We start from the raw sequence: 22,549 nt of genomic DNA, 5'->3' as shown, positions 1-22,549 counted from the left end.
ATATTCAGCGTGCAGCCGTAAGACATCATCGATAAAATGACCGCGCGGCAATTAAGACAGAGTTAAACCAAAACTGGCAGATTGCCCGGATGCAATGATTGCATGAAGCCCAGGATATGAATTTCCAATATCGTTCACCTCCTGCAATGTCTTTGCATATGACTTTGATTGTAAAAGAAAAATCACACAGAGGCTGAAAATCCTTACGGAGCACATCATTCGGCGGTGTGAAAGTGGTGGCAGGTTCGGTTGACAATAAATCGTATGCTGAATGACATTCTGGATGCGCTTCCTCTACCGACCATTCGCGTTAAAACGAATGGAACCGTCCTCTTTTGCAACAAAGTCTGCGGCGATTTTCTGCAGGACCCGGCCACTCTGACAGGCAGCAGTCTCATTGCGCTTGTCCATGCCGACGACCAGGATGCCGTGCGTGATGCGCTGGTAAAGGCGGCCACCGGCAAGCCTACACAGATCGAAGTGCGCATTGAGCAGGACGGCAGCCCCCTGCACTACGCACTGCTTTCCTTTCGGGACGATCCGTTTCCCGAGGAACCGGCGATCCTCGTGCAGGCCACAGACATTACAGCCCAGAAGCTGCTGGAGCTTGATCTTGCCTCGCGTGAAAGCCGCTGGAACAGCGCGCTGATCAATTCAGAAAGCGGTGTATGGGACCAGGACATGTCGACCGGCGTGTTTTACGGGTCCGATACATGGCGGTCCATTCGCGGCATGGCGCCGGATGACCCGATCGAGACCAATCACGAACGTTGGCTTGAGCTTATTCACCCCGACGATCGTGACCGGGTGATCTTTTCCATTGAGCGGCAAAATGCCGGCGATCCGGAATTTGCGGTGTTCGAATACCGTGAGAAACACAAGGATGGTCACTGGGTGTGGATCGAGTGCCGTGGTGCGGCTGTCGACCGTGATGCCGATGGCAATCCGATCCGCATCGTCGGTATCGACAATGATATCTCCACCCGCAAGGCGGCTGAATTCGCGCTGGAGAAAATGTCCCGCCGTTTGAAGCTGGCGCTGGAAGCCTCGCACATCGGTGTGTTCGAGGTGGATTTCGAAACGCGACAGACCACCTGGGATGACCGCATGTATTCGATCTTCAATGTATCGAAGGATCAGGACATCGTCATTGATGGTGTCTGGGAAAAGATGGTGCATCCGGAAGACCTGCCGCGCGTGCAGAAAAACGTCGAGTTTCACGTTGCAAGATTGACGGCCTTTTCCGACGAATACCGCATCATCATGCCCGACGGAAAACTGCGCTACATCCGCGCAAGAACCTTGCCGTTCATCGACAATTCCGGTCACGCCCGCATGGTTGGCGCCAACTGGGATGTCACCGACGATATCGTTTTACAGCGGGAGCTGGAACGCGCCAAGAACCTGGCAGAAGCCAGAAACCTTGAATTAGAAGAAGCCAAAAACAGCATCGAATACAATGCGATGCATGATTATCTTACAGAGTTACCTAATCGGCGGTATCTGGATGACACCCTGCGTCGCATGGCGGCGGAATGTGCGCGTGATGGTCAGGGCATCGGCATTTTGCATATTGATCTTGACCGTTTCAAACAGGTCAACGACACATTTGGCCATCGGGCTGGCGATATGCTGTTGCAGAATGTGGCCCAGCTTCTGCGCAAGAATGTGCGCGGTGCAGATTTTGTGGCCCGCATTGGCGGCGACGAATTTGTGTTCGTCTCTCGCTACACCGGCACCTCCAAGAAGTTCTCCGCCCTTGCCGACCGCCTGATCAAGGAACTGCGCAAACCCATGCACCATGACGGCCACGAATTTCGGTGTGGTGCCAGCATCGGCATTGCCTGTGAAAGCGGCCGGGATATCGACCCCAAGCAGTTGCTGCTCAACGCCGATATTGCGCTCTACAATGCCAAGAAACGTGGCCGTAACCGCTACGACTTCTTCTCGTCGGACACACAGGACATCCTCATCAACACCAAACGTGTGTCGGACGAGATCCTGCTGGGTCTGGAGCGCAGCGAGTTCATTCCCTATTACCAGCTGCAGTTTGACGCCAAGACACTCGACATCATCGGTGCCGAGACACTGGCGCGCTGGAAGCACCCGACCGAAGGCATTTTAACACCGGACCGTTTCCTGGCCATTGCCGAGGATCTGGATGCCGTTACCGCCATTGACGAGATGATGCTGGAAAAGGCAGTCAGCGATTTCAACATCTGGCAGAAGACGGGTTTGCCGATCCCCAAAGTGTCGGTCAACGTGTCCTCACGGCGTCTGCATGATCCGTTGCTGACCAAATCGCTGAAGTCGCTGGATATCAAACCAGGCACAGTGTCATTCGAACTTCTCGAATCCATCTTCCTGGATGACAGCGACCAGACGGTACTGGACAACCTCGCCCGCCTGCGCAAGCTGGGCATTGCCATTGAGGTGGATGACTTTGGAACCGGCCACGCGTCTATCATCAGCCTGTTGCGCATCGGCCCTGATGCACTGAAAATCGATCGGGAGCTGGTGAGGCTTTTGCCGCAGTCCAACGAGCAGCGCAAATTGCTGAGTTCCATCCTGGAAATCGGCCGCTCGCTTAACATCAGAGTCATTGCCGAAGGTGTTGAAACACAAGCACATATTCGCATCCTGCGCGATCTTGGCTGCGATTACCTGCAAGGTTATGCACTGTGCCGTCCGATACCTGCGGAAATGGTCGAAGCCTTTGTAACCGGCCAGTCCTGGCGGCAAGACAACGGCAATGGCAGCGTCCACAACAAGTTCAGTGAAATTCTGGCTGCCAATAAAAAGAAAGCCGGCGACTATCGCTAAGAGCGTTATAGGCGAAACATGTTCGCCCTAAACGCTCTAGCTTTTTGACCTTAGCGCAATTCCGGACGCGAAACCGGGGTCCACTTTCTCTGGAATTGCTTTAGTCGCCGGCCCAATGTTTCAATCAATCAACTTGAGGATCAGGCCTGGCTGATCTGCTCGGCTGCTTCAATCAGCAGGCTCTGCATCTTTGCAGTCAATTCGCTGTCGCTGACCTTCACGCCTGCCGCGTCGAAATCACCACGCACCTTGCGGAACACGTCTGCGTCGCCTGCCTCTTCAAAATCGGCAGCGACAACTTCCTTTGCGTAAGCATCAGCATCAGCCTTGCCAAGCAGGCCAGCGGCCCACAGGCCCAGCAGCTTGTTTCTGCGAGCTTCAGCCTTGAATCTCAGTTCCTCATCATGAGCGAACTTGTTTTCGAATGCCTTATCGCGATCACCGAGGGCCATGTCATAATCTCCCAAATCTATTCACATTTACCGAAAGCTGAAAGTTCAGCCTGTTGTCCATAAATCAAAAGCATTGCCGGACTGCAATGCAAAGTTTCACGACAGACCGCGATGAAACGAAAAGGATGTATTGTTGCCTTTCGCCACACCATGCGGCCTTGCGCAACAGACATGGGAACGGCCAATCTGAAACGCCAGACCCCCACGTAAATTTATGTTTTTACCATCCGCACCTTACGTAAGAAAAACAGAGTCAACAAAATGGAATTACGCTTTGATTCAACATCAATAGTCATTTTTTCTAATTTATGTTAAATTGGCGAAATGGCTTTCGACGCGATAATTCACAACACACAAATGTGTCGTTTAAAAACAGCTGCGCTGTCGTGAACACGCTTTGCGGCGGCGCCGGCCTTGCCTCATTCACGCGGCAATAACATATATGTATGCCGGACGTGACTATTGCTATATTCATTGAACCAACACAGGACACAGGAGGTTTCATTCACAAGCGACAACGAATTGACGCGGAGAACCCATCCTACAGATTGTTAAAGTCCATCTTTTCCGATATGGGACCGCTTCAAAGAATGAAACACAACGCCATGCGCATGGCGCCAACACGAGATCTCATATTATGAACCGTCGCCGCCGTATTTACGAAGGCAAGGCAAAGATCCTTTATGAAGGACCAGAGCCAGGTACGCTGATTCAGTTCTTTAAGGACGATGCAACCGCCTTTAACAAGAAAAAACACGAAGTTATCGACGGTAAGGGTGTTCTAAACAACCGTATCTCCGAATACGTGTTTACGCATCTGAACAAGATCGGCATCCCCACCCACTTCATCCGCCGCCTCAACATGCGCGAACAGCTGATCAAGGAAGTGGAAATGATTCCACTCGAGATCGTTGTACGCAACGTTGCTGCCGGTTCTCTGTCCAAGCGTCTGGGCATTGATGAAGGCATCGTGCTGCCACGCTCGATCATCGAATTCTATTACAAGTCGGATGAGCTTGAAGACCCGATGGTGTCTGAAGAGCACATCACCGCTTTTGGCTGGGCCAACCCTGCCGAGCTTGATGACATCATGGCTCTTGCCATTCGCGTCAACGACTTCCTGTCGGGCCTGTTCCTGGGCGTCGGCATCCAGCTCGTCGATTTCAAGATCGAATGCGGTCGCCTTTATGAAGGCGACATGATGCGCATTATCCTGGCCGATGAAATCTCGCCGGACAGCTGCCGTTTGTGGGATATCGAAACCCAGGAAAAAATGGACAAGGACCGGTTCCGTCGCGATATGGGCGGCCTTCTCGAAGCCTATTCCGAAGTGGCTCGCCGCTTGGGCATCATCAATGAAAACGAACCGATCCGCGGCACCGGCCCGGTCCTCGTAAAATAAGCACATCAGGAGAACTATCAGGTGATCAAGGCACGGGTGACTGTTACGCTGAAAAATGGCGTTCTCGATCCACAGGGCAAGGCAATTGAAGGCGCACTGGGAAGCCTCGGCTTCGAAGGCGTTGGACAGGTTCGTCAGGGCAAGGTTTTCGATCTGGAGATCGACAGCACTGATGGAGCCAAGGCAGAGGCCGATATCAAGGCTATGTGCGAAAAGCTCCTCGCAAACACAGTGATCGAAAACTACTCTATCGCTATCCTCTGACAGCAGGAGCCGCTCAATGAAATCGGCAGTCGTTCAGCTTCCCGGCCTCAATCGTGATCGTGACATGATTGCGGCCCTGACAAAAATCTCCGGCAAGGAGCCGATCACCATCTGGCAGACGGAAACGGAAATTCCCGATGTCGACCTGATCGTTATCCCCGGCGGTTTCTCCTATGGTGACTATCTGCGCTGTGGCGCCATCGCGGCCCGTATGCCAGTGATGCGCGCCATTCGCGAAAAGGCAGAACAAGGCGTCAAGGTTCTTGGCGTGTGCAACGGCTTCCAGATTCTGGTTGAAGCCGAAATGCTGCCGGGCGCGTTGATGCGCAATTCCTCGCTGAAGTTCGTTTGCCGCGAAGTGAAGCTGGAAGTCGTCAACAGCGACACGGATTTCACCCGCGCCTATTCGCAGGGCCAGATCCTGCGTTGCCCGGTTGCCCACCATGATGGCAACTACTTCGCGGAAGCATCCGAGATCGCGTCCATGGAAGACAAGGGCCAGATCGTGTTCCGTTATGCCGAGGGTACCAACCCCAACGGTTCGCTGAACGACATTGCCGGCATCATCAACGAGCGTGGCAATGTTCTCGGCATGATGCCTCATCCGGAAAACCTGATTGAAGCGGCCCATGGCGGCAATGATGGCAGAGGCCTGTTTGCTTCCGCCCTCAACGTTATCGCGGCCTGATCATATCCAGACCATCAAACCGGCACTGAGTGCCGGTTTTTTTCTCTTCTCATCAAGGTTGCACCCATGACCCGCCTGCCCCTTCGCTATGCTCTGAGTTTTGCCAGCGTTACGGCAGCCATGGTCGCATTAAGCGCCTGCCAGTCTGAACGAAGCACTCCGGCCCCTGCAAGCCAAGCAGCCCTGCCGACCATGGAGCGCGTTGCGCTTGGTGCCAATGCCTGCTGGTTCAAAAGCGGTGATCCGGCGTTCAAGGCGTATCGCCTTGCACCGGAGCTGAATTCCTTCTCCGGCCGTCCACGCATTTTGCTGGTACCACGCAACAGCCCGGAATCCCGGCCAATGCTGGTTGTCGAAGCTGAAGGCTCGCCCGCCAAGCTTCAGGCCTATGGCCCCGTCATGAACGAGGCCCATGCTTCGCGTGTTGCCACAGACGTCAAGCGCTGGGCAGCGGGCGGCAAAGGCTGCTCATAATAAGAAAACCCAGCTGCACAGGTTGGGAAAAAGGATGCAGTGGGCCTGCCCATTGGCTTATCGTCCATATGTATTGGCTTCCGGGACGAAAAACCGATTGATGGCAGTAAACGTGTTGCATGCCTCCCGAAGACTAGCCCGGGCGACATGCGTGGATAATGCTGTTCACGGAAAATACGGCGCTGCGTGCAGCGGCTTGATGCTGCTGGCGTCCACATTCCTGTACTTGTCACAAAAATCCGATAAGTCGCGCTGAACCTGGCGCGTCACAGGCTGATCAGTCAGATGACATGAGCCCTAGGGAATTCTGTGAAAAGCACAGGAATGAGAGACCAGATTGTACCGATTGTTGACCTGTAATGTGTATATCCATTCAATGACAATCACACCAGAAAGCGGGATTTTGCGCTTTCATTGCGCGCCTGCGACCGGCTGATGCCAATATCAAGCAACTGCTCATCGGTCAGTTCTCTCAAAGCAAGGCGGCCGGCCCGCTTGATGTGCCATGTGCGGATGGCAGCCAGAAAACGGCCAAATACATGGTTTGGCGCAGCAATTGTCAGTGGTGCGGGATCAACCATGTCGCCATCGTCACGGAAGACATATTCCCGCGTATAGCTGTCAGGGTACATTGTATCTATTGTTGATAGGTATTGATCCATCTTGCGCATAATTGCACCTGTTCACCTTTAATTGTTCGGGGTCATTCTCTGCGACAATAAATACAATTGACTCACACACAGGTACAATGTTTAAATTGTCACCATGACAAATTGGCTCCCCAATCTCTCCACAGGCACCGGCCCGCTTTACATGCGTCTGGCCGACCATATCGAAACCGCCATTTCGAATGGCGAGCTGGCGGCGGGCACAAAACTGCCACCGCAAAGAAATCTCGCTTATGATCTGGGCGTTACCATTGGCACCGTCAGCCGCGCCTATTCTCTGGTGCATGAGCGTGGTCTCGTCAGTGGCGAGGTTGGGCGTGGGACCTATGTGAACAGCCGCCACACCCCGACACCGTCTGTCCATATTGGGCAGGCCGCCAACACATCAAATGCTGCCGTCTCGGCTGCCGAGACGAAACAACTTTCCAAGCTGGACACCACGGCAGCGCCGACGGTTGGGCAAGGTGTGCTGATTGAGCGCCATCTATCCGACATCATGGCGGAGCGTTCCGCGCAGGTTGCCAGTTATGCCCGCGACTTTCCGGAGGAATGGTCGGTCGCCGGTGCACGCTGGTTGGCGCAAAATGGCTGGACCCCAAGCCCTGAGAACATCGTGCCGACGATTGGCGCACATGCCGCGGTGATGGGTATCATCGGTGCCGTCACCTCCCCGGGCGATCGTATTGCCTTTGAGCACCTGACCTACTCGCAGATCAGCCGCAGCGCCGCGCTTGCCGGACGACGTATTGCGCTGGTGGACTCTGACGAAAACGGCATCATACCCGAAGATTTCGAACGGGTCTGTGCGCAGCAGCACCCGAAGATGATCTTCCTGATGTCGTCGGGCCAGAACCCGACCTCCACCACGTTGCCGTTGGAGCGCCGCAAGGCCATTGCCGACATTGCCCACAGGCACAATGTCTGGATCATTGAAGACAATCTTTATGGCGCCATGTGCCGTGATGACATTCCGCTGATTGCCCAACTGGCGCCGGAACAGACATTTCTGGTGGGCAGCCTGTCCAAGTCGGTTGCCGCCGGTGTTCGCGGCGGCTGGGTTGCCTGTCCGCCGCACTTCGGCACACGGGTGCGCACCGCCCACAAGATGATGACGGGCGGCCTGCCCTTTCTACTGGCCGAGCTCTGCGCCCGGCTGGTGCTGAGCGGTGATGCCCATCGCATCCGCCAGGACTGTATTGCCGAGGTCAATGCGCGTGAGCAGATGGTTCGGCAGATCTTTTCCGGTCTGGAGTTCAACTCCAATCCCGACATTGCCTTTGTGTGGCTGAAATTGCCCGAACCCTGGCTTTCCGGCACGTTCCGTAACGCAGCCCGCAAGGAAGGCATTCTCATTGACGATGAGGACGAGTTCAAAGCCGGACGATCGGAGAAGGTCTACCACCGGGTGCGCATCAGCTTTTCTGCGCCCAATACCCGCGAAGAGCTGGCCCGCCACCTGCACACCCTGCGTCGCCTGCTGGACAATGGTTCTGTGAGTTATGACAGTATGGCCTGAGGCCGGATGACGGGTGCTGCCCTGCAGTACAAACTTGGGTATTTCGAGCCCTTTGCGCTTCACGACCGTTTGCTGAAAATCCGCTCATCCCAAGGGGCAAATACCCCGGGTGAAGCGAAGCTGGCGTGTGCATGGCTGGAAGAACTTTTACAAAACTCAGAGGTCTGAAACGGGTATTTGGGCTTGAGAGTCTTTTCGGCAACAGTACCGAGAATTAGAAATTCGCTCCCTTTACCTTCCGTTAAAATATGTCACGTTCCCGTGAAACCTTGTCTGGGAACGATTCGTATGGGCAGTCAGCAATTTGCAGATGCCAAGGCAATGATTGCCAAGGTTCTTACCTCCTGTGCTCTTCTTCTGCCTCTGGCTTCCATTGCCGATGCCGCTGAGGGCAACATTTTCGATGAATTGCGCTTTGGTGCAACGACATCAGTGTCCAGCAGCCATAATGGTGAAGACGGCGTCTTTCCGGCCCTGACCGTCTATTTCGACCCGTTTGACAGTGCGACGGCCGCCACATTTTCTGACAAGCTGCTGCGCCCACGTGTGCATTTGGGCGGTGAAATCGGCACTGAAGGGTCTGCCAACACCGTTTATGGCGGCATCAACTGGACGCTGGACCTAAATGAAAAGATCTTTCTCGACCTAGGCTTTGGCGGCCTCTGGCACGATGGCAACTTAAGAAACACCGGCTCTGAAACCGGCGCGCAGCTTGGCTGTCGTTTCCTGTTCCGCGAATATGCGGCCGTCGGTTACCGCATCAATCAGAACTGGAACATCTCCACGCAGATTGAACATGCCTCCCATGCCAATCTCTGCGACGGCCCGAATGACGGCATTACCCGCGCCGGCCTGATGCTGGGTTACAGATTTTAACAACAGCGGCCATAGTAGAAGGCCACCTTCTTTCTCAACGTCATCCTAGGGCTTGTCCCTAGGATCTGATCACGTTGCGATCGTCGTTGAGGGCGTGGATTGTCGGGACAAGCCCTGACATGACGAAGGTCGATTGAAAACGCTGTCTTTCAGACGCAGACACGCCCTGCGGGCGGCTGCCATCTATAATTGCCCTGTCCAAAACTCTGCATTTGGTGGCTAATCGATACATTTTCCTGTCGCACCAGACTGTATCTTGCGCTAAAGAACCGGAAACTTCCTACCGGCTCGAACCTCGTGAGACCTATGGCTATTCCTAATCACATCCAGATCACCCCGGAACTCGTTGCATCGCATGGCCTCAAGCCCGATGAATACCAGCGCATCCTCGAATTGATCGGACGCGAACCAACCTTTACCGAGCTTGGCATTTTCTCGGCAATGTGGAACGAGCACTGCTCTTACAAGTCCTCCAAGAAGTGGTTGAAGACGCTGCCAACCACAGGCCCGCGCGTTATTCAGGGTCCGGGCGAAAACGCCGGCGTTGTCGACATTGATGATGGCGACTGTGTTGTCTTCAAGATGGAAAGCCACAACCACCCATCTTACATCGAGCCTTATCAGGGTGCAGCCACCGGTGTTGGCGGCATTCTGCGTGACGTGTTCACCATGGGTGCTCGTCCGGTTGCCGCCATGAACGCGCTGCGTTTTGGTGCCCCTGACCATCCCAAGACCCGCCATCTGGTGTCCGGCGTTGTTGCCGGCGTTGGTGGTTACGGTAACTCCTTCGGCGTGCCAACGGTTGGCGGCGAAGTCGAGTTTGACGCCCGTTACAACGGCAACATTCTGGTCAACGCTTTTGCGGCTGGCCTTGCCAAGTCTGATGCCATCTTCCTGTCGGAAGCCAAGGGCGTTGGCCTGCCTGTCGTTTACCTCGGTGCCAAGACCGGCCGTGACGGCGTGGGTGGTGCGACCATGGCATCGGCAGAGTTTGACGAATCCATCGAAGAAAAGCGCCCGACCGTTCAGGTTGGCGACCCCTTCACTGAAAAGTGCCTGCTGGAAGCCTGCCTTGAGCTGATGAAGACCGGCGCGGTTATCGCCATTCAGGACATGGGTGCTGCGGGTCTGACCTGCTCGGCCGTGGAAATGGGTGCCAAGGGCAATCTGGGCATCGAGCTCATTCTCGACCAGGTGCCTGTGCGCGAAGAAAACATGACCGCCTATGAGATGATGCTGTCCGAAAGCCAGGAACGCATGTTGATGGTTCTGGAGCCTTCCAAGGAAGAAGTTGCCAAGGCAATCTTCATCAAGTGGGGTCTGGACTTTGCCATCGTTGGCAAGACCACTGATGACCTGCGTTTCCGCATCATTCACAGCGGCGAAGAAGTGGCCAACCTGCCGATCAAGGAACTGGGCGATGAGGCTCCGGAATATGATCGTCCATGGACACCGGCCAAGGTTCCGGCTCCACTTGCTGCCAATGACGTGCCACAGGCCGATATTGCCGATGCGCTGGTCAAGCTGGTCGGTTCGCCAAACGGCTCTTCCCGTCGCTGGGTTTACGAGCAGTATGACACACTGATCCAGGGCAACTCGCTGCAGCTTCCTGGCGGTGACGCTGGCGTTGTGCGCGTGGAAGGCCATTACAGCAAGGCACTGGCCTTCTCGTCTGACGTAACGCCACGTTACGTTGAGGCAGATCCGTTTGAAGGCGGCAAGCAGGCTGTTGCAGAATGCTGGCGCAACATCACCGCCACTGGCGCTTTGCCACTGGCCGCCACCGACAACCTGAACTTCGGCAACCCGGAAAAGCCTGAAATCATGAGTCAGCTGGTTCATGCCATCAAGGGCATTGGCGAAGCCTGCACCGTGCTGGAGTTTCCGATCGTTTCCGGTAACGTGTCGCTTTATAACGAGACCAACGGTCAGGCGATCCTGCCAACCCCGACCATCGGTGGCGTTGGCCTGCTCAGCGACTGGGCAAAGATGGCCCGCATCCGTTTTGCCGCGGAAGGCGAAGCCATTCTGCTGGCCGGCGCACCAAAGGGCTGGGGCACGCATATTGCGCAGTCCACCTACATGCGCGACATTCATGACCGTATTGACGGCCCTGCTCCGCATGTTGATCTGGCCAAGGAAAAGAAGGTCGGCGATTTCGTTCGCGCGCTGATCAACGATGGTCTTGCCACCGCCGTTCACGATTGCTCTTCGGGCGGTCTCGGTGTTGCCGTTGCCGAAATGGCAATTTCTTCCGGCATTGGTGCGATTGTAAACCAGCCTGAAAACAACGATCCGGTTCTTGCCTTCTACGGCGAAGACCAGGGCCGTTATGTTTTGACCATCGCTCAGGATAACGCTGAAACAGTTGCACAGCGTGCAAAGGAAGCGGGCGTTGAGTGCCCGGTTATCGGCAAGACCGGTGGTAGCGAAGTATCACTTGGAAGTGCAAAGCCTGTGGCGATTAAGCAATTGCTTTCCGCCCATGAATCATGGTTCCCTGACTTTATGGATGGGCCATCACTGGCCGCAGCAGAATAAGAAAAGGGAGCTGACACCATGCCAATGAACCCCGGCGATATTGAAGACATGATTAAAGCCGGAATTCCCGGCGCAAAGGTGACGATCCGCGATCTGGCTGGTGACGGCGATCACTACGCCGCTGAAGTCGTGGCGGAAGCCTTCAAGGGAAAAAGCCGTGTGCAGCAGCACCAGATGGTCTATGATGCCCTGAAGGGCAACATGGGCGGCGTGCTGCATGCCCTTGCCCTGCAAACTTCGGCCCCGGATTGAGAAAACCATGGCAAGCCTGATTGAAGAGGTCATTTCCGGCGTGGTGAAAAGCGCCATGTCGGAAATTCTTAAAAAGACAGGTGTGAAAACAACAAAACGGACCCGCCGGAAAACCCGCAGCAAATCTGTTGCGGGCAGTCTGGCGGAGACGATACTGGAGAGTGCGTTGGGCGGCGCGAAAAAAACCGCCAAGCCCAAACGCCAGCCAGCCCGCAAACAAACCAGCAAACGACGCACCGCTGCATCACGCAGCAAACAGCGCAGTGTTTGATTTTACGCAAACCTGCTCTCGCGCATGTTGGTATGCACCCCAGGCATAAGAGGCCTTTGCATTTTTTCAGCTTCCACGCTGGAAAAACGACACCAAAGTGTTATCTAGTCGGAATATCAAAGCAGCGGCTTTTGAACCGCGTGTGAAAGGAAATGGCCATGAGCGATATTAACGCAGTGATCGACAACGAAGTGAAGAGCAACGATATCGTTCTGTTCATGAAGGGTACACCGCAGTTTCCACAGTGTGGTTTCTCCGGTCAGGTCGTTCAGATTCTTGACTATATCGGCGTAGAATACAAAGGCATCAACGTGCTTGCCGATGCTGACCTGCGTCAGGGTATCAAGGATTACTCCAACTGGCCGACCATTCCTCAGCTTTACGTCAAAGGTGAATTCATCGGCGGCTGTGACATCATCAGAGAGATGTTCCAGTCGGGTGAACTTCAAAGCCAATTACAAGAACAGGGTATCGAGGTCCGCGGCGCGGCCTGATTTTTGCCGGGGTTCTCCACCCCGACACCCGATTGTTATGAAGTAGCAAGGCGTTGCATTCTGCAACGCCTTTGCCGTTCTTTTGGGAATATTTCTGTGACAAATCCTTCACAATCCGGCAATCCGGTTTTGAAATCCATGGGCAAAGTGGAGTTCATCGGGCTTGCTGCCATGTTGATGGCACTCAACGCACTTGCCATCGACATCATGCTTCCGGGCCTGCAGGAAATCGGTGCAGCGCTTGGCGTGATCAATGAGAACCACCGCCAATATGTCATTTCGGCCTATCTTCTGGGCTTTGGCATTGCACAGCTGGGCTATGGCCCGATCTCGGACCGCTATGGCCGTCGCAAGCCAATGCTGTTTGGTCTTGGCATCTATGTCGTTTCGTCGATTGCGGTGGTGTTCGTGCCGTCCTTTGCCGGCGTGCTGGCACTGCGCTTCATTCAGGGCATCGGTTCTGCCGCCACCCGCGTCATCACCATCTCCATCGTTCGCGACGTCTACGGCGGCCGTCAGATGGCGGAAGTCATGTCGTTGATCATGATGGTGTTCATGGTTGTTCCGGTTATTGCACCGGGTACCGGCCAGATCGTTCTGCTGTTTGGTGACTGGCACCTGATTTTCGTGTTCATGGCTGTCATCGCTGTGATCGTCGGCGCATGGATGTATTACCGCCTGCCGGAAACCCTGCATCCGGAAGACGTACGTCCCTTCACGGTCAAGTCGGTTCTCAACGGTTTCAAGATCGTTCTGACCAACCGCATTGCGCTCTGTTACACCCTGTCCAGCACCTTCATCTTCGGTGCGCTGTTCGGCTTCATCAACTCGGCTGAACAGGTCTACAAGGGCGTGTATGAGCTTGGTCAGTGGTTTGCAGTGGCCTTTGCTGGCGTTGCGCTGTTCATGGCGCTGTCGTCCTTCATCAATGCCCGTCTGGTTGGCCGTTTTGGCATGCGCAGACTGTCGCATGGTTCGTTGATCGGCTTTATCGTCATCACCTTTGTGTGGCTGCTCATTCAGATCTATGGCCCGCAGCCAATGCCGTTTGCGCTGTTCATCGTGTTGTTTGCCTTGGCGATGTTCCAGTTCGGCTGGATCGGCTCCAACTTCAACTCGCTGGCCATGGAACCACTTGGCCACGTTGCCGGTACAGCATCGTCCGTCATCGGCTTCATGGGCACGGTTGGCGGTTCGCTGATCGGTGCATTGATCGGCCAGTCCTTCGATGGCACTGCCCTGCCAATGGTCGCCGGCTTCTTTATCGTCTCGCTTATTGGTCTGGTGTTCGTGCTGATCGGTGAAAAGGGTCAGCTGTTCCATCCGCACAACAAGCCGATCTGATACGGCTTCCCCTTACCCCCGTGCCCGCCACGGGGTAAGGAAAACAGACATACCGCACAAGAAAAAGGCGCCGCTGTCATCTAGCGGCGCCTTTTTTTGCGACCATTGATATTTGAATGTGATGTTTTCCGGGACGTGTGTTTTCTCGCGTCTATCCACCCTCGCGGACCTCATTCCTGTGCTCGTCACAGGAATCCAGGCCAGCCCAAGTCATTGGGCTGAAAAGACTCTTTCGTCGCGCAGACGCGCGACAGCTGGATGCCTGTGAGAGATCATCGGGTCAGGCCCGAGGACGAGGCATGAGGGTCGAAAGCAAAAGGCGCCGCGGTCATCCAGCGGCGCCTTTTTTGATCCATACGTCCCGTCAATCAAACCGTGAAGATGTGGTTCTTGAGCAGGTTCCAGGAGTCCCTGTCCGGTGCCAGCAGCAAGCCGCCATCCACATGGCTTGGCAGGTACGGCGAACCATCCAGGCGCGCCGCATAGGCGCCAGATTCCTGCGAGATCAGCGTACCGGCAAGGTGGTCCCATGGCATCAGCTTGTTGTACATCAGGAAGTGCATGTGACCGCCGCAGAACACGCGGTATTCATGGGCCGCACAACGATAGCTGGTGAACAGCCGCACATCGGCCAGATTAACGAGGATCTTGCGGCGGGTCTCAATGTCGAAATAGCCTGTATTGGCAATGCCGACCATCTGCGACAGTTCCAGTGCCGGAGACACGTGCATCTGCGTCTGGTTGCCATCCGGTGCGCACAGCCATGCGCCAGAGCCCTTTTCGGCGATCAGCCAGTCATTGCCCAATGGATCGAAGATGATGCCAGCAACAGTCTCGCCCTTGGAGATGACGCTCATCATCACGCCGAACAACGGCAGGCCGGAGGCAAAGTTGAAGGTGCCGTCAATCGGATCCACCACCACGGCCAGATCGGCCTCACCCAGCTTGCCCAGCAGCGACGGATCGGCCGCCACGGCTTCCTCGCCCACGAACAGTGCGTTGGGCATGATTTCCGCCACGCGGTCCCGGATCAGGCGCTCGGCTGCTTCGTCCGCTTCGGTGACGAGGTCAATGGCCTCGGTCTTCATGCGAACGTCGCCCTCACCGAGATTGCGGAACCGCGGCATGATTTCCACGGCTGCGGCTTCCTGAAGCGTGTTTGCAAGCGACGCTATGTCGAGTTCGAGGGACATTGCCATTCCTTTCAGCTACCAGATACCTAAAATCTCGCGCCGTATCATCTTCCAGCTTTCCTTGTCAGGAGCGGACAGAATACCGCCGGAAATCTCTCCGGGGCGATAGGGCGTACCATCCAGCTTTACCGTGTAACCGCCAGCTTCCTGATGTACGAGAACACCGGCAAGGTGGTCCCATGGCATCAGCTTTTCGTGGCCGATAAAGTGGATCTTGCCTGTCGAGGCAAGCCAATATTCATGTGCAGAACAATTGAGCGACAGCGCCATGCGGATCTTGGCCATGTTGGCGGCAATGACCGGGCGGCGCTCCAGCGTGGCGTGTCCCCAGGCGTAAATGCCAACCATCTCGTCCAGCGCCACAGGAGCTGCCACGCGGATCGGTGTCACCTCGCCGCTGCGGCGGTGGAAATGCGCGCCTGCGCCTTTTACCGCCACCAGCGTGTCACCCATAACCGGATCATGGATGATACCGGCGACCGTCTCACCCTTGACGGTGACGGCCAGCAGAGAACCGAAAGCGGCAAGACCGGAGGCAAAGTTGAACGTGCCGTCGACGGGATCAATTACGAAGGCCAGATCCGCATCGGCCAATGCCGGCACAACGGAAGGATCGGCATCATAAGTTTCTTCGCCGACGATATGGGCGTCCGGATAAAGCCTGCGAATGGCTGCGGTAATGCGCTTTTCCGTCTCAATATCCGCTTCTGTCACCAGATCGATGGACGAGGTTTTTTCGGCGACCGACTGGCTGTCAGGATTTCTGAAACGGGGAAGGATTTCGGTTGCTGCGGCATCGCGCACCGTTGCAACCAGGAATTCAATGTCTTTATCAAGCAGGGACATAAAGCGACGTTTCTTTAAACAGGTGGGTTCGTTTCCCTATCCGCGTTAGATGACGCTTCCGTGACACCCAGCATCGAAAAATCAAACAGTTTGGTATCCAGCAAATGCGAGGGATTGACGTGGGCCAGCGCCCGCAACATCGTGTCCTTGCGGCCTGGCATGCGCCGTTCGATATCTGCCAGCATGTCCTTCATGGCATTGCGCTGCAGACCATCCTGTGAGCCGCACAGGTCGCATGGAATGATCGGGAACTGCATGGCGGTGGCAAACTTGGCCATATCGTCTTCGGCGCAATAGGCCAATGGCCGCAAGAGCATCAGATCGCCTTCGTCATTCAAGAGCTTTGCCGGCATGCCCGCTAGGCGTCCGCCATGGAAAAAGTTCATGAAGAAGGTTTCGAGAATGTCTTCGCGGTGGTGGCCAAGCACCAGCGCATCACAGCCCTCTTCGCGCGCAATGCGGTAAAGATTGCCGCGACGCAGACGCGAACAGAGCGAACAGTAGGTGCCGCCATTCGGCATCTTTTCCTTCACCACCGAATAAGTGTCGCGGTATTCGATGCGGTGTTCCACGCCAATCGATGCCAGATATTCCGGCAGAATGTGTTTGGGAAAGTTCGGCTGGCCCTGATCGAGGTTGCAGGCCACCAGATCGACCGGCAGCAGGCCGCGCCATTTCAGGTCCATCAGCAGCGCCAGCAGCCCGTAGCTGTCCTTGCCGCCCGACAGGCCAATCAGCCAGCGCTTCTGGCCCTTCAGCATGTCAAAGTCTTCAAATGCCTGGCGCACATTGCGCAACAGGCGCTTGCGCAGCTTGTTGAACGAGACCGACCGTGGCGCATGCGCAAACAGCGCGTGCGAGGAAATGTCCTCAGCACCATCCTCGACGTCATCGACGGAATTCATGTCTGTCGCAATATTCATGGGACGATTGCACTTTCGCTAATTCGGGCGCTAATACGGGCTGTCCTCCAGCCAATGCCTGCATATTCCGGCAAGATCAAGCCCCGAATACCGACCAGCCTGTCTGGTTGGCCAGCATTTCCAGCGCTGCGGAGCCAAGCGCGGAGTTGCCGACCTTGTTGAGGCCGGGTGACCACACCGCAATCGATGCCTTGCCCGGCGCAATGGCAAGAATGCCGCCGCCAACGCCGCTCTTGCCTGGCAGGCCGACAGAATAGGCAAAGTCGCCGGACCCATCATAATGGCCGCAGGTCAGCATCAGCGCGTTGATACGTTTTGCCCGTCGCGCCGATACGACCGTATGGCCGCTGAGCGGATTTCGGCCCTGATTGGCCAGAAACAGCCCCGCCCGTGACAACTGGTGACACGTCATGGCCAGTGCACATTGATGGAAATACACGCCCAGCACATTTTCGACTGGATGATGCAGATTGCCAAACGAGCGCATGAAATTGGCCAGCGCATAATTGCGGTAACCGGTGGCATTTTCCGACTTCGCGACCGCATTGTCGATAATGATGCTGTCATCATCGGCGACATATTGCACAAAGCGCAGCAACTCACCGATTGCTTCACGCGGCTGGTGGCCGGCCATTACGATATCACTGACGACGATCGCACCGGCATTAACGAAGGGATTGCGTGGAATGCCCGCCTCATGTTCCAGCTGTACGATGGAGTTGAAGGACGATCCTGATGGTTCGCGCCCTACCCGGTTCCACACGGTTTCACCAGCCTTGCCGAGCGCCAGCGTCAGCATGAAAACCTTGGAGATACTTTGAATGGAAAACGGCACCTCAGCATTGCCGGCGACGAATGTTTCGCCTTCAACGGTGGTGACGGCAATGCCAAACTGCTTGGGATCGACCTTGGCGAGCTCAGGAATGTAGTCGGCTACCTTCCCCTCACCCAATCTTGGCACCATCGCATCATAAATGCGGTCAATGATCAGCTGAATGTCCTGCATGCCCAAGCCTTTGTTCGCCAGTGTCACTACGGTTCTGTTGGCTACATCAAAAGCAAAATCAATGCCACTATCGCGTGAGGATGAATGCGGAATCATTGCTGCGCGAATTGGTGGCATAGCCAGGTCCGATACGGTTTCCGCCGTCATCCTCAGCCCTGAGCCGAGGATCTATCCACGTCGCATATCAGGAACCGGCTTAGATCCTTGGGACAAGCCCAAGGATGACGTCGAGAGAGATCGAAACGTGGAGACTAAACCCGCTTCGCCAACGCAAACGGCAGTTCCATCTCCAGCACACGCAGCTCTTCTGCGCGCGCACCTGTCAGCGGGTCGCGGGCTTGCAGCACATCATCAACATAACCGGGGTGGCACATCATGACGCTGCCATTACGAACACGACCGTTCAGCACCGACCTGAACTTTTCCGCCTGTTGCCAGTCATAAAAGCCGCAGAGCGGGCCGTGCACCAACAAACCGGCACTGCGCATCTCACCATCAAAACCACGCGCCAGCCCTGCCACGAAGCAGGTTTTCAGGCCAATCTTCACACCTTGCGAAAAATCGACCGCCGGTGCGCCCCGCAGCCATGGCTTCACACCAGCTTGGGCAAGAGTTTGAGCGCGGCTTGACAGCCATGACCTTACCGGCGGCAGGAAATGCACATGCTGATGGCCATCAAGATAATGCGGCAAATGCCCGATCTCTTTGGTGAAGGCTGCAAGCTGCGCGTCCAGCTCGGCGTGCACCTGCGCGGCAAACTCTTCCGTAGGCCGCAACGCGCCAAGGATCAGCTCTTTCAGCGGCAGTAACCTGCCATCTTTGCTGATGGCGGGTGCATCGGTCAGCGGTTTGAAATCGGTCAGCGTCAGGTGAATACCGGCAAAGACGTCGCTATACCCCTGACACTCTTTCAGCTTTATCGCCTCAGAGGGCCATTCCGGAAACAAAGTCATGCAGCCGGTGCCGGATAGATTGCCCTTTGATATCAGGTGGCGAATGCCATCGCTGACGGCCGGTGACAGGCCATAATCATCAGCAACCAAAAACACCTTAGTGTCCGCCATGCTCATGGCGTTTGTTTTTCAGCGGACTGCGCGGTCTTGTCCAGCGTCTTGATGTCGCCTGAACGGTGCACGCGTCGCACCAGATACAGCGGGCGATCCTTGGTTTCAGCAATACCGACCCAGATATATTCGCCGAGCAGGCCAAGCAGCGCCAGATTGAAGCCGCCGAGCACCGACACCGCCACCATAAGGCTTGGATAACCGGGAACCGACACGCCGTAAAACAGCACTTCAAAGACGATCTTCAGGCCATAGAAAATGCCGCAGAGACCAACCAGCGCACCAATGATCGACACCAGCCGCAAAGGCAGCGCCGAAAACGAGGTGATGCCCTCCAGCGACAAGGACAGCAGCGACAGGTTGGACCATTTGGTGGCACCATGCTGGCGCTCGTCCGGCACGTAACCAATGGCCTTCTGGCGGAAGCCTGCCCAGGCGTATAGCCCCTTGTTGAAACGGCGACGGTCGCGGATCTTCAGCATGGCCTCGACAACCGGGCGGCGCATGACGCGGAAATCGCCAGCATTTTCCGGCACGATAAAACGCTGGCGGAAATTGATCAGCCAGTAGAACAGATGTACGGCGGCGGCCTTTTTCATCGATTCCTGCAGGCGGTCATCACGTACCGCATAAACGGCGTCGAGATTTTCGTCGGCCATCAGCTGCGAGATCATGTCGAGAGCGACAGTCCATGGGTGCTGCATGTCGGCATCCATAATCATCACAAGATCGCCCCTGCACTCTTCCAGACCGGCAAACACGGCAACTTCCTTGCCGAAGTTGCGGCTGAGTTCGACAATGCGCCAGGTGCCCGGCATTGACGTAATGTAACGTGTCACACTGTCATCAGTGCTGCCGTCATCGACTAGCACCACTTCGAGATCGAGATCGAATTTTTCACGCAGTTCACCCGCCACCTTTTCAATGAAGGTGGTGAATGCCGGCACGTTATCCCGTTCATTCAAAAACGGTACGATGAGTGAAAAAAGAGCCATGCCCCGATCCCGTTACAAAATTCGCACTATCAGTTCTGCGGCTTGACCAGCCAGATCTGGAGATCCCAGCTGCCCTTGCCGTTTATACCGGTGACTTGAAGGTCCTGTGGCGCGGGCAACGGGCCAACCAGCTTGGTTGAGGCATCGGTGCATTTCGATTCGCCCTTGAAGCAAACCAGAACCAGCCCCTTCTGACGCGCTAGTTCCGGTGTCAGATAACCTTTGGCATATTCCGCCGAGTTGCCATCCACAATCAGCGGTGCGTAACGCGAGTAGAAGGACGTGCCATCAGCCAGACCACGGCTGCCCGCGACATAAAAGCCCTTGGCACCGCCACTTTCCGCCAGCCATAGCTCATCGATGCGGTCGGACACGGCCTCCAGGGGCACATTGCGGAATGATTCAAACTCACCGTAGTTACGGTCCAGCATGGCGATGACAGGCCCAGAAGCGATCATGCCCAGCAGGTAGATGACGGCAACTGTCACGGCGCGTCCGATATTGCGCTGCAGCCACTGCTGCGGCACCAGAAGCGCAATCAGAACGGCAATTGGCGTGAAGATCGGCAGTACCCAGACGGCGCTCAGTTCTGCCTGCGCGGCAAAGCCCAGAATGATCGTCAGGATAAATGGCAGGATGCTGAAGGCCAGCAGCGCGCGACCCTGAACGCTGTCTCTCAGACGGGCAATATTGCCAGGCGCAAAGGCCGGGCCCTTTTCGCTTTTGTCATGACGCACCAAAAGCGCAACCAGCAGAGCGCCAATCGTATAAAGCGGCACGCCCACCACGAATTTCAGCGCCTTGGTGAAAATGTGCAGCCATTCGCCATCACCCTGCTCTGCGGCATAAACGATGGGCAGGAAATCATGCTCGAACAGCCAAAGGACATGGCCGGCAATGGTGACGAAAAACACCACCAGCACGGTGAGACCGAAGGTGGACAGCAGCGCCGCACGGGCCTGCTTGTCGAAAGATGCATGCAGGAACAGCGCCAGCAGAACGACACCGGAGTGATATTTGGTCAGCATGGCCGCAGTGGCCAACAGGCCAATCATCACGGCATCAACAATCCGGCGTCCTTCAAGGCCGCGCAGATAGAATACGAACAGCCAGGCCCAGATTGGCGTCATTGCCGAATTGGCATTGTATTTGATGGCCAGGAACGACAGTGGCGGCATCAGCATGGCGCAAATGACCGCCATCAACTGCACATTGCCATCACCGAACCGCGCAGCAATGCGCCAGACGGCAGCAAAGGTCAGAGCGCAATTGACGGCGGAAAACAGGAAATAGGCCCAGTTCTCATGCGGGAAAACGGCAAACCATGCGGCCGTGGTCCACCCGAAGAATGGCGGATGTTTGTATGTGCCCCACTGCCACAGCGCGCCCCAGGCGTAGTTTTCAACCATGTCGCCATATTGGTCGAGGTTGAGCTTGGAGAATGCGGCATGCATGGTCAGCGCCAGAACGAACAGCAGAATGACGCCGACAATCGAGGCCGTCTTTCCCTGAGCAAACGCAATTTTGTCCGAACGTTCCATGGCCGATTTCCCAACAGCACGCCCTGCTTCAAGCGGCTTGATTTCATAACTTCACAAGGTCGAAGTCCCGATAGCACAACCAAAGGGGACAAGCATTACGCAGTTGTGCATTCCTGCGCTTTTACGCAGAAAATCAAGGCTGGATTAGGTGCGAAAATCCGGCAACCAGTGACGCATCTCTGAAATCATCACGCCATGCCATGAATGCAAAAAAGCCGCCCCGAAGGGCGGCTTTTTCAAAATCAACTTCGCAGCGATTAGCGCGAGTAGAATTCGACCACGAGGTGTGGTTCCATGACGACTGGGTATGGAACGTCAGACAGAGCTGGTACGCGAGCAAAGGTCGCAACCATCTTGTTGTGATCAACTTCGATGTAGTCAGGAACGTCACGCTCAGCGAGCGAAACAGCTTCCAGAACAACGGTCAGCTGCTTGGACTTCTGACGAACTTCAACAACGTCGCCTGGCTTGCAACGGTAAGAACCAACGTTAACGCGAACCCCATTAACCGTGACGTGGCCATGGTTGATGAACTGACGCGATGCGAAAACGGTTGGAACGAACTTTGCGCGGTATACGATCGCGTCCAGACGGGACTCGAGCAGACCGATCAGGTTCTCGGAAGTGTCACCCTTGCGACGGTTAGCTTCGTCGTAGGTTGCGCGGAACTGCTTTTCACGCAGTTCACCGTAGTAGCCCTTGAGCTTCTGCTTGGCGCGCAGCTGCGTGCCGAAGTCGCTCATCTTGCCCTTGCGGCGCTGACCGTGCTGACCAGGACCGTATTCGCGGCGGTTTACTGGGGACTTAGGACGACCCCAGATGTTTTCGCCCATGCGGCGGTCAATTTTATACTTAGACGATTCGCGCTTGCTCATCGTATTTCCTTCTCAACATATTATACCGGTTTGTTGCCAAA

The 22,549-nt window shown here is 55.6% G+C and carries 22 protein-coding genes; 12 read left to right on the top strand and 10 right to left on the bottom strand.

What is annotated here, in order from left to right; genetic code table 11:
* Positions 1 to 264 precede the first annotated feature (264 nt).
* Complete coding sequence (locus PYL13_RS08995) at positions 265 to 2,823, top strand: sensor domain-containing protein (protein WP_441296662.1); 2,559 nt, start codon at positions 265 to 267, stop codon at positions 2,821 to 2,823.
* A gap of 140 nt (positions 2,824 to 2,963) precedes the next feature.
* On the opposite strand, the gene PYL13_RS08990 is transcribed toward PYL13_RS08995, so the two are convergent.
* Positions 2,964 to 3,275 (bottom strand): DUF1476 domain-containing protein, encoded by a 312-nt coding sequence (locus tag PYL13_RS08990; RefSeq protein WP_250982602.1) that lies wholly within the window; start codon positions 3,273 to 3,275, stop codon positions 2,964 to 2,966.
* A gap of 637 nt (positions 3,276 to 3,912) precedes the next feature.
* Between PYL13_RS08990 and purC the strand changes: the two genes are divergently transcribed.
* From purC to PYL13_RS08970, 4 genes are all read left to right on the top strand, one after another.
* Positions 3,913 to 4,677, top strand: a complete 765-nt coding sequence (purC, locus tag PYL13_RS08985) for a phosphoribosylaminoimidazolesuccinocarboxamide synthase (protein ID WP_192491236.1) — start codon at positions 3,913 to 3,915, stop codon at positions 4,675 to 4,677.
* Positions 4,678 to 4,698: 21 nt separating this feature from the next.
* Entirely contained in the window at positions 4,699 to 4,941 is a 243-nt protein-coding gene (purS, locus tag PYL13_RS08980) for a phosphoribosylformylglycinamidine synthase subunit PurS (protein WP_192491235.1), read from the top strand.
* A gap of 16 nt (positions 4,942 to 4,957) precedes the next feature.
* Positions 4,958 to 5,629, top strand: coding sequence for a phosphoribosylformylglycinamidine synthase subunit PurQ (gene purQ / locus PYL13_RS08975; protein WP_275641053.1), 672 nt, complete (start codon positions 4,958 to 4,960; stop codon positions 5,627 to 5,629).
* A 66-nt stretch (positions 5,630 to 5,695) separates the two neighbouring features.
* On the top strand, positions 5,696 to 6,103 hold the full coding sequence (locus tag PYL13_RS08970) for a hypothetical protein (RefSeq protein ID WP_192491233.1): 408 nt from the start codon (positions 5,696 to 5,698) through the stop codon (positions 6,101 to 6,103).
* 383 nt (positions 6,104 to 6,486) lie between these two features.
* Here the strand turns inward: PYL13_RS08970 and PYL13_RS08965 are convergent, their stop codons facing one another.
* The gene (locus tag PYL13_RS08965) at positions 6,487 to 6,774 is read right to left on the bottom strand and encodes a DUF1127 domain-containing protein (RefSeq protein ID WP_275641052.1); all 288 of its coding nucleotides are present in this window, start codon (positions 6,772 to 6,774) and stop codon (positions 6,487 to 6,489) included.
* A gap of 94 nt (positions 6,775 to 6,868) precedes the next feature.
* Between PYL13_RS08965 and PYL13_RS08960 the strand changes: the two genes are divergently transcribed.
* The 7 genes from PYL13_RS08960 (at position 6,869) to PYL13_RS08930 (ending at position 14,065) form a co-directional block, all read left to right on the top strand.
* Positions 6,869 to 8,287: an aminotransferase-like domain-containing protein gene (locus PYL13_RS08960; protein ID WP_275641051.1), complete on the top strand. Its 1,419-nt coding sequence runs from the start codon at positions 6,869 to 6,871 to the stop codon at positions 8,285 to 8,287.
* Between the two features lie 321 nt (positions 8,288 to 8,608).
* Complete coding sequence (locus PYL13_RS08955; RefSeq protein WP_259146682.1) at positions 8,609 to 9,163, top strand: acyloxyacyl hydrolase; 555 nt, start codon at positions 8,609 to 8,611, stop codon at positions 9,161 to 9,163.
* 306 nt (positions 9,164 to 9,469) lie between these two features.
* Complete coding sequence (gene purL / locus PYL13_RS08950; protein WP_275641050.1) at positions 9,470 to 11,704, top strand: phosphoribosylformylglycinamidine synthase subunit PurL; 2,235 nt, start codon at positions 9,470 to 9,472, stop codon at positions 11,702 to 11,704.
* Between the two features lie 18 nt (positions 11,705 to 11,722).
* Positions 11,723 to 11,956, top strand: coding sequence for a BolA family protein (locus PYL13_RS08945; RefSeq protein ID WP_192491229.1), 234 nt, complete (start codon positions 11,723 to 11,725; stop codon positions 11,954 to 11,956).
* Positions 11,957 to 11,963: 7 nt separating this feature from the next.
* Complete coding sequence (locus tag PYL13_RS08940; RefSeq protein ID WP_250982608.1) at positions 11,964 to 12,227, top strand: hypothetical protein; 264 nt, start codon at positions 11,964 to 11,966, stop codon at positions 12,225 to 12,227.
* Positions 12,228 to 12,385: 158 nt separating this feature from the next.
* Positions 12,386 to 12,721 carry a Grx4 family monothiol glutaredoxin gene (grxD, locus tag PYL13_RS08935; RefSeq protein WP_192491227.1) on the top strand — a complete coding sequence of 112 codons (336 nt, stop codon included), beginning with the start codon at positions 12,386 to 12,388 and terminating at the stop codon, positions 12,719 to 12,721.
* Between the two features lie 138 nt (positions 12,722 to 12,859).
* Entirely contained in the window at positions 12,860 to 14,065 is a 1,206-nt protein-coding gene (locus PYL13_RS08930) for a multidrug effflux MFS transporter (RefSeq protein ID WP_259146684.1), read from the top strand.
* 368 nt (positions 14,066 to 14,433) lie between these two features.
* Here the strand turns inward: PYL13_RS08930 and PYL13_RS08925 are convergent, their stop codons facing one another.
* The 8 genes from PYL13_RS08925 to rpsD form a co-directional block, all read right to left on the bottom strand.
* Positions 14,434 to 15,258 carry an inositol monophosphatase family protein gene (locus tag PYL13_RS08925; RefSeq protein WP_275641049.1) on the bottom strand — a complete coding sequence of 275 codons (825 nt, stop codon included), beginning with the start codon at positions 15,256 to 15,258 and terminating at the stop codon, positions 14,434 to 14,436.
* A 15-nt stretch (positions 15,259 to 15,273) separates the two neighbouring features.
* Positions 15,274 to 16,104 (bottom strand): inositol monophosphatase family protein, encoded by an 831-nt coding sequence (locus PYL13_RS08920; RefSeq protein WP_192491225.1) that lies wholly within the window; start codon positions 16,102 to 16,104, stop codon positions 15,274 to 15,276.
* 14 nt (positions 16,105 to 16,118) lie between these two features.
* Positions 16,119 to 17,027, bottom strand: a complete 909-nt coding sequence (gene ttcA / locus PYL13_RS08915) for a tRNA 2-thiocytidine(32) synthetase TtcA (protein ID WP_250982610.1) — start codon at positions 17,025 to 17,027, stop codon at positions 16,119 to 16,121.
* Between the two features lie 76 nt (positions 17,028 to 17,103).
* Positions 17,104 to 18,033 carry a glutaminase gene (locus PYL13_RS08910; RefSeq protein WP_250982611.1) on the bottom strand — a complete coding sequence of 310 codons (930 nt, stop codon included), beginning with the start codon at positions 18,031 to 18,033 and terminating at the stop codon, positions 17,104 to 17,106.
* Between the two features lie 251 nt (positions 18,034 to 18,284).
* Complete coding sequence (locus PYL13_RS08905) at positions 18,285 to 19,097, bottom strand: ChbG/HpnK family deacetylase (RefSeq protein ID WP_303298989.1); 813 nt, start codon at positions 19,095 to 19,097, stop codon at positions 18,285 to 18,287.
* Between the two features lie 2 nt (positions 19,098 to 19,099).
* Positions 19,100 to 20,092, bottom strand: coding sequence for a glycosyltransferase family 2 protein (locus tag PYL13_RS08900; protein ID WP_275641047.1), 993 nt, complete (start codon positions 20,090 to 20,092; stop codon positions 19,100 to 19,102).
* A gap of 29 nt (positions 20,093 to 20,121) precedes the next feature.
* Positions 20,122 to 21,633, bottom strand: coding sequence for a glycosyltransferase family 39 protein (locus PYL13_RS08895; RefSeq protein WP_275641046.1), 1,512 nt, complete (start codon positions 21,631 to 21,633; stop codon positions 20,122 to 20,124).
* A 257-nt stretch (positions 21,634 to 21,890) separates the two neighbouring features.
* Positions 21,891 to 22,508: a 30S ribosomal protein S4 gene (gene rpsD / locus PYL13_RS08890; protein ID WP_192491219.1), complete on the bottom strand. Its 618-nt coding sequence runs from the start codon at positions 22,506 to 22,508 to the stop codon at positions 21,891 to 21,893.
* Between the last annotated feature and the right edge of the window lie 41 nt (positions 22,509 to 22,549).

This window comes from Agrobacterium sp. Azo12 (assembly GCF_029193765.2).
In the GTDB taxonomy this organism is placed as follows: Bacteria; Pseudomonadota; Alphaproteobacteria; order Rhizobiales; family Rhizobiaceae; genus Agrobacterium.
The sequence above is the reverse complement of the archived record's forward strand: the minus strand, read 5'-3'. Positions and strand labels throughout refer to the sequence as shown.

What these genes read in the sequence shown, in the direction of transcription:
- PYL13_RS08905 (WP_303298989.1), bottom strand. Translation starts at nt 19,097, where the DNA reads ATGGCGGACACTAAGGTGTTTTTGGTTGCTGATGATTATGGCCTGTCA.
- PYL13_RS08940 (WP_250982608.1), top strand. Translation starts at nt 11,964, where the DNA reads ATGGCAAGCCTGATTGAAGAGGTCATTTCCGGCGTGGTGAAAAGCGCC.
- PYL13_RS08945 (WP_192491229.1), top strand. Translation starts at nt 11,723, where the DNA reads ATGCCAATGAACCCCGGCGATATTGAAGACATGATTAAAGCCGGAATT.
- PYL13_RS08900 (WP_275641047.1), bottom strand. Translation starts at nt 20,092, where the DNA reads ATGGCTCTTTTTTCACTCATCGTACCGTTTTTGAATGAACGGGATAAC.
- PYL13_RS08930 (WP_259146684.1), top strand. Translation starts at nt 12,860, where the DNA reads ATGGGCAAAGTGGAGTTCATCGGGCTTGCTGCCATGTTGATGGCACTC.
- PYL13_RS08920 (WP_192491225.1), bottom strand. Translation starts at nt 16,104, where the DNA reads ATGTCCCTGCTTGATAAAGACATTGAATTCCTGGTTGCAACGGTGCGC.
- PYL13_RS08910 (WP_250982611.1), bottom strand. Translation starts at nt 18,033, where the DNA reads ATGCAGGACATTCAGCTGATCATTGACCGCATTTATGATGCGATGGTG.
- PYL13_RS08895 (WP_275641046.1), bottom strand. Translation starts at nt 21,633, where the DNA reads ATGGAACGTTCGGACAAAATTGCGTTTGCTCAGGGAAAGACGGCCTCG.
- PYL13_RS08925 (WP_275641049.1), bottom strand. Translation starts at nt 15,258, where the DNA reads ATGTCCCTCGAACTCGACATAGCGTCGCTTGCAAACACGCTTCAGGAA.
- PYL13_RS08965 (WP_275641052.1), bottom strand. Translation starts at nt 6,774, where the DNA reads ATGCGCAAGATGGATCAATACCTATCAACAATAGATACAATGTACCCT.
- PYL13_RS08995 (WP_441296662.1), top strand. Translation starts at nt 265, where the DNA reads ATGCTGAATGACATTCTGGATGCGCTTCCTCTACCGACCATTCGCGTT.
- PYL13_RS08970 (WP_192491233.1), top strand. Translation starts at nt 5,696, where the DNA reads ATGACCCGCCTGCCCCTTCGCTATGCTCTGAGTTTTGCCAGCGTTACG.
- ttcA (WP_250982610.1), bottom strand. Translation starts at nt 17,027, where the DNA reads ATGAATATTGCGACAGACATGAATTCCGTCGATGACGTCGAGGATGGT.
- purL (WP_275641050.1), top strand. Translation starts at nt 9,470, where the DNA reads ATGGCTATTCCTAATCACATCCAGATCACCCCGGAACTCGTTGCATCG.
- purQ (WP_275641053.1), top strand. Translation starts at nt 4,958, where the DNA reads ATGAAATCGGCAGTCGTTCAGCTTCCCGGCCTCAATCGTGATCGTGAC.
- rpsD (WP_192491219.1), bottom strand. Translation starts at nt 22,508, where the DNA reads ATGAGCAAGCGCGAATCGTCTAAGTATAAAATTGACCGCCGCATGGGC.
- purC (WP_192491236.1), top strand. Translation starts at nt 3,913, where the DNA reads ATGAACCGTCGCCGCCGTATTTACGAAGGCAAGGCAAAGATCCTTTAT.
- PYL13_RS08955 (WP_259146682.1), top strand. Translation starts at nt 8,609, where the DNA reads ATGATTGCCAAGGTTCTTACCTCCTGTGCTCTTCTTCTGCCTCTGGCT.
- PYL13_RS08960 (WP_275641051.1), top strand. Translation starts at nt 6,869, where the DNA reads ATGACAAATTGGCTCCCCAATCTCTCCACAGGCACCGGCCCGCTTTAC.
- PYL13_RS08990 (WP_250982602.1), bottom strand. Translation starts at nt 3,275, where the DNA reads ATGGCCCTCGGTGATCGCGATAAGGCATTCGAAAACAAGTTCGCTCAT.
- grxD (WP_192491227.1), top strand. Translation starts at nt 12,386, where the DNA reads ATGAGCGATATTAACGCAGTGATCGACAACGAAGTGAAGAGCAACGAT.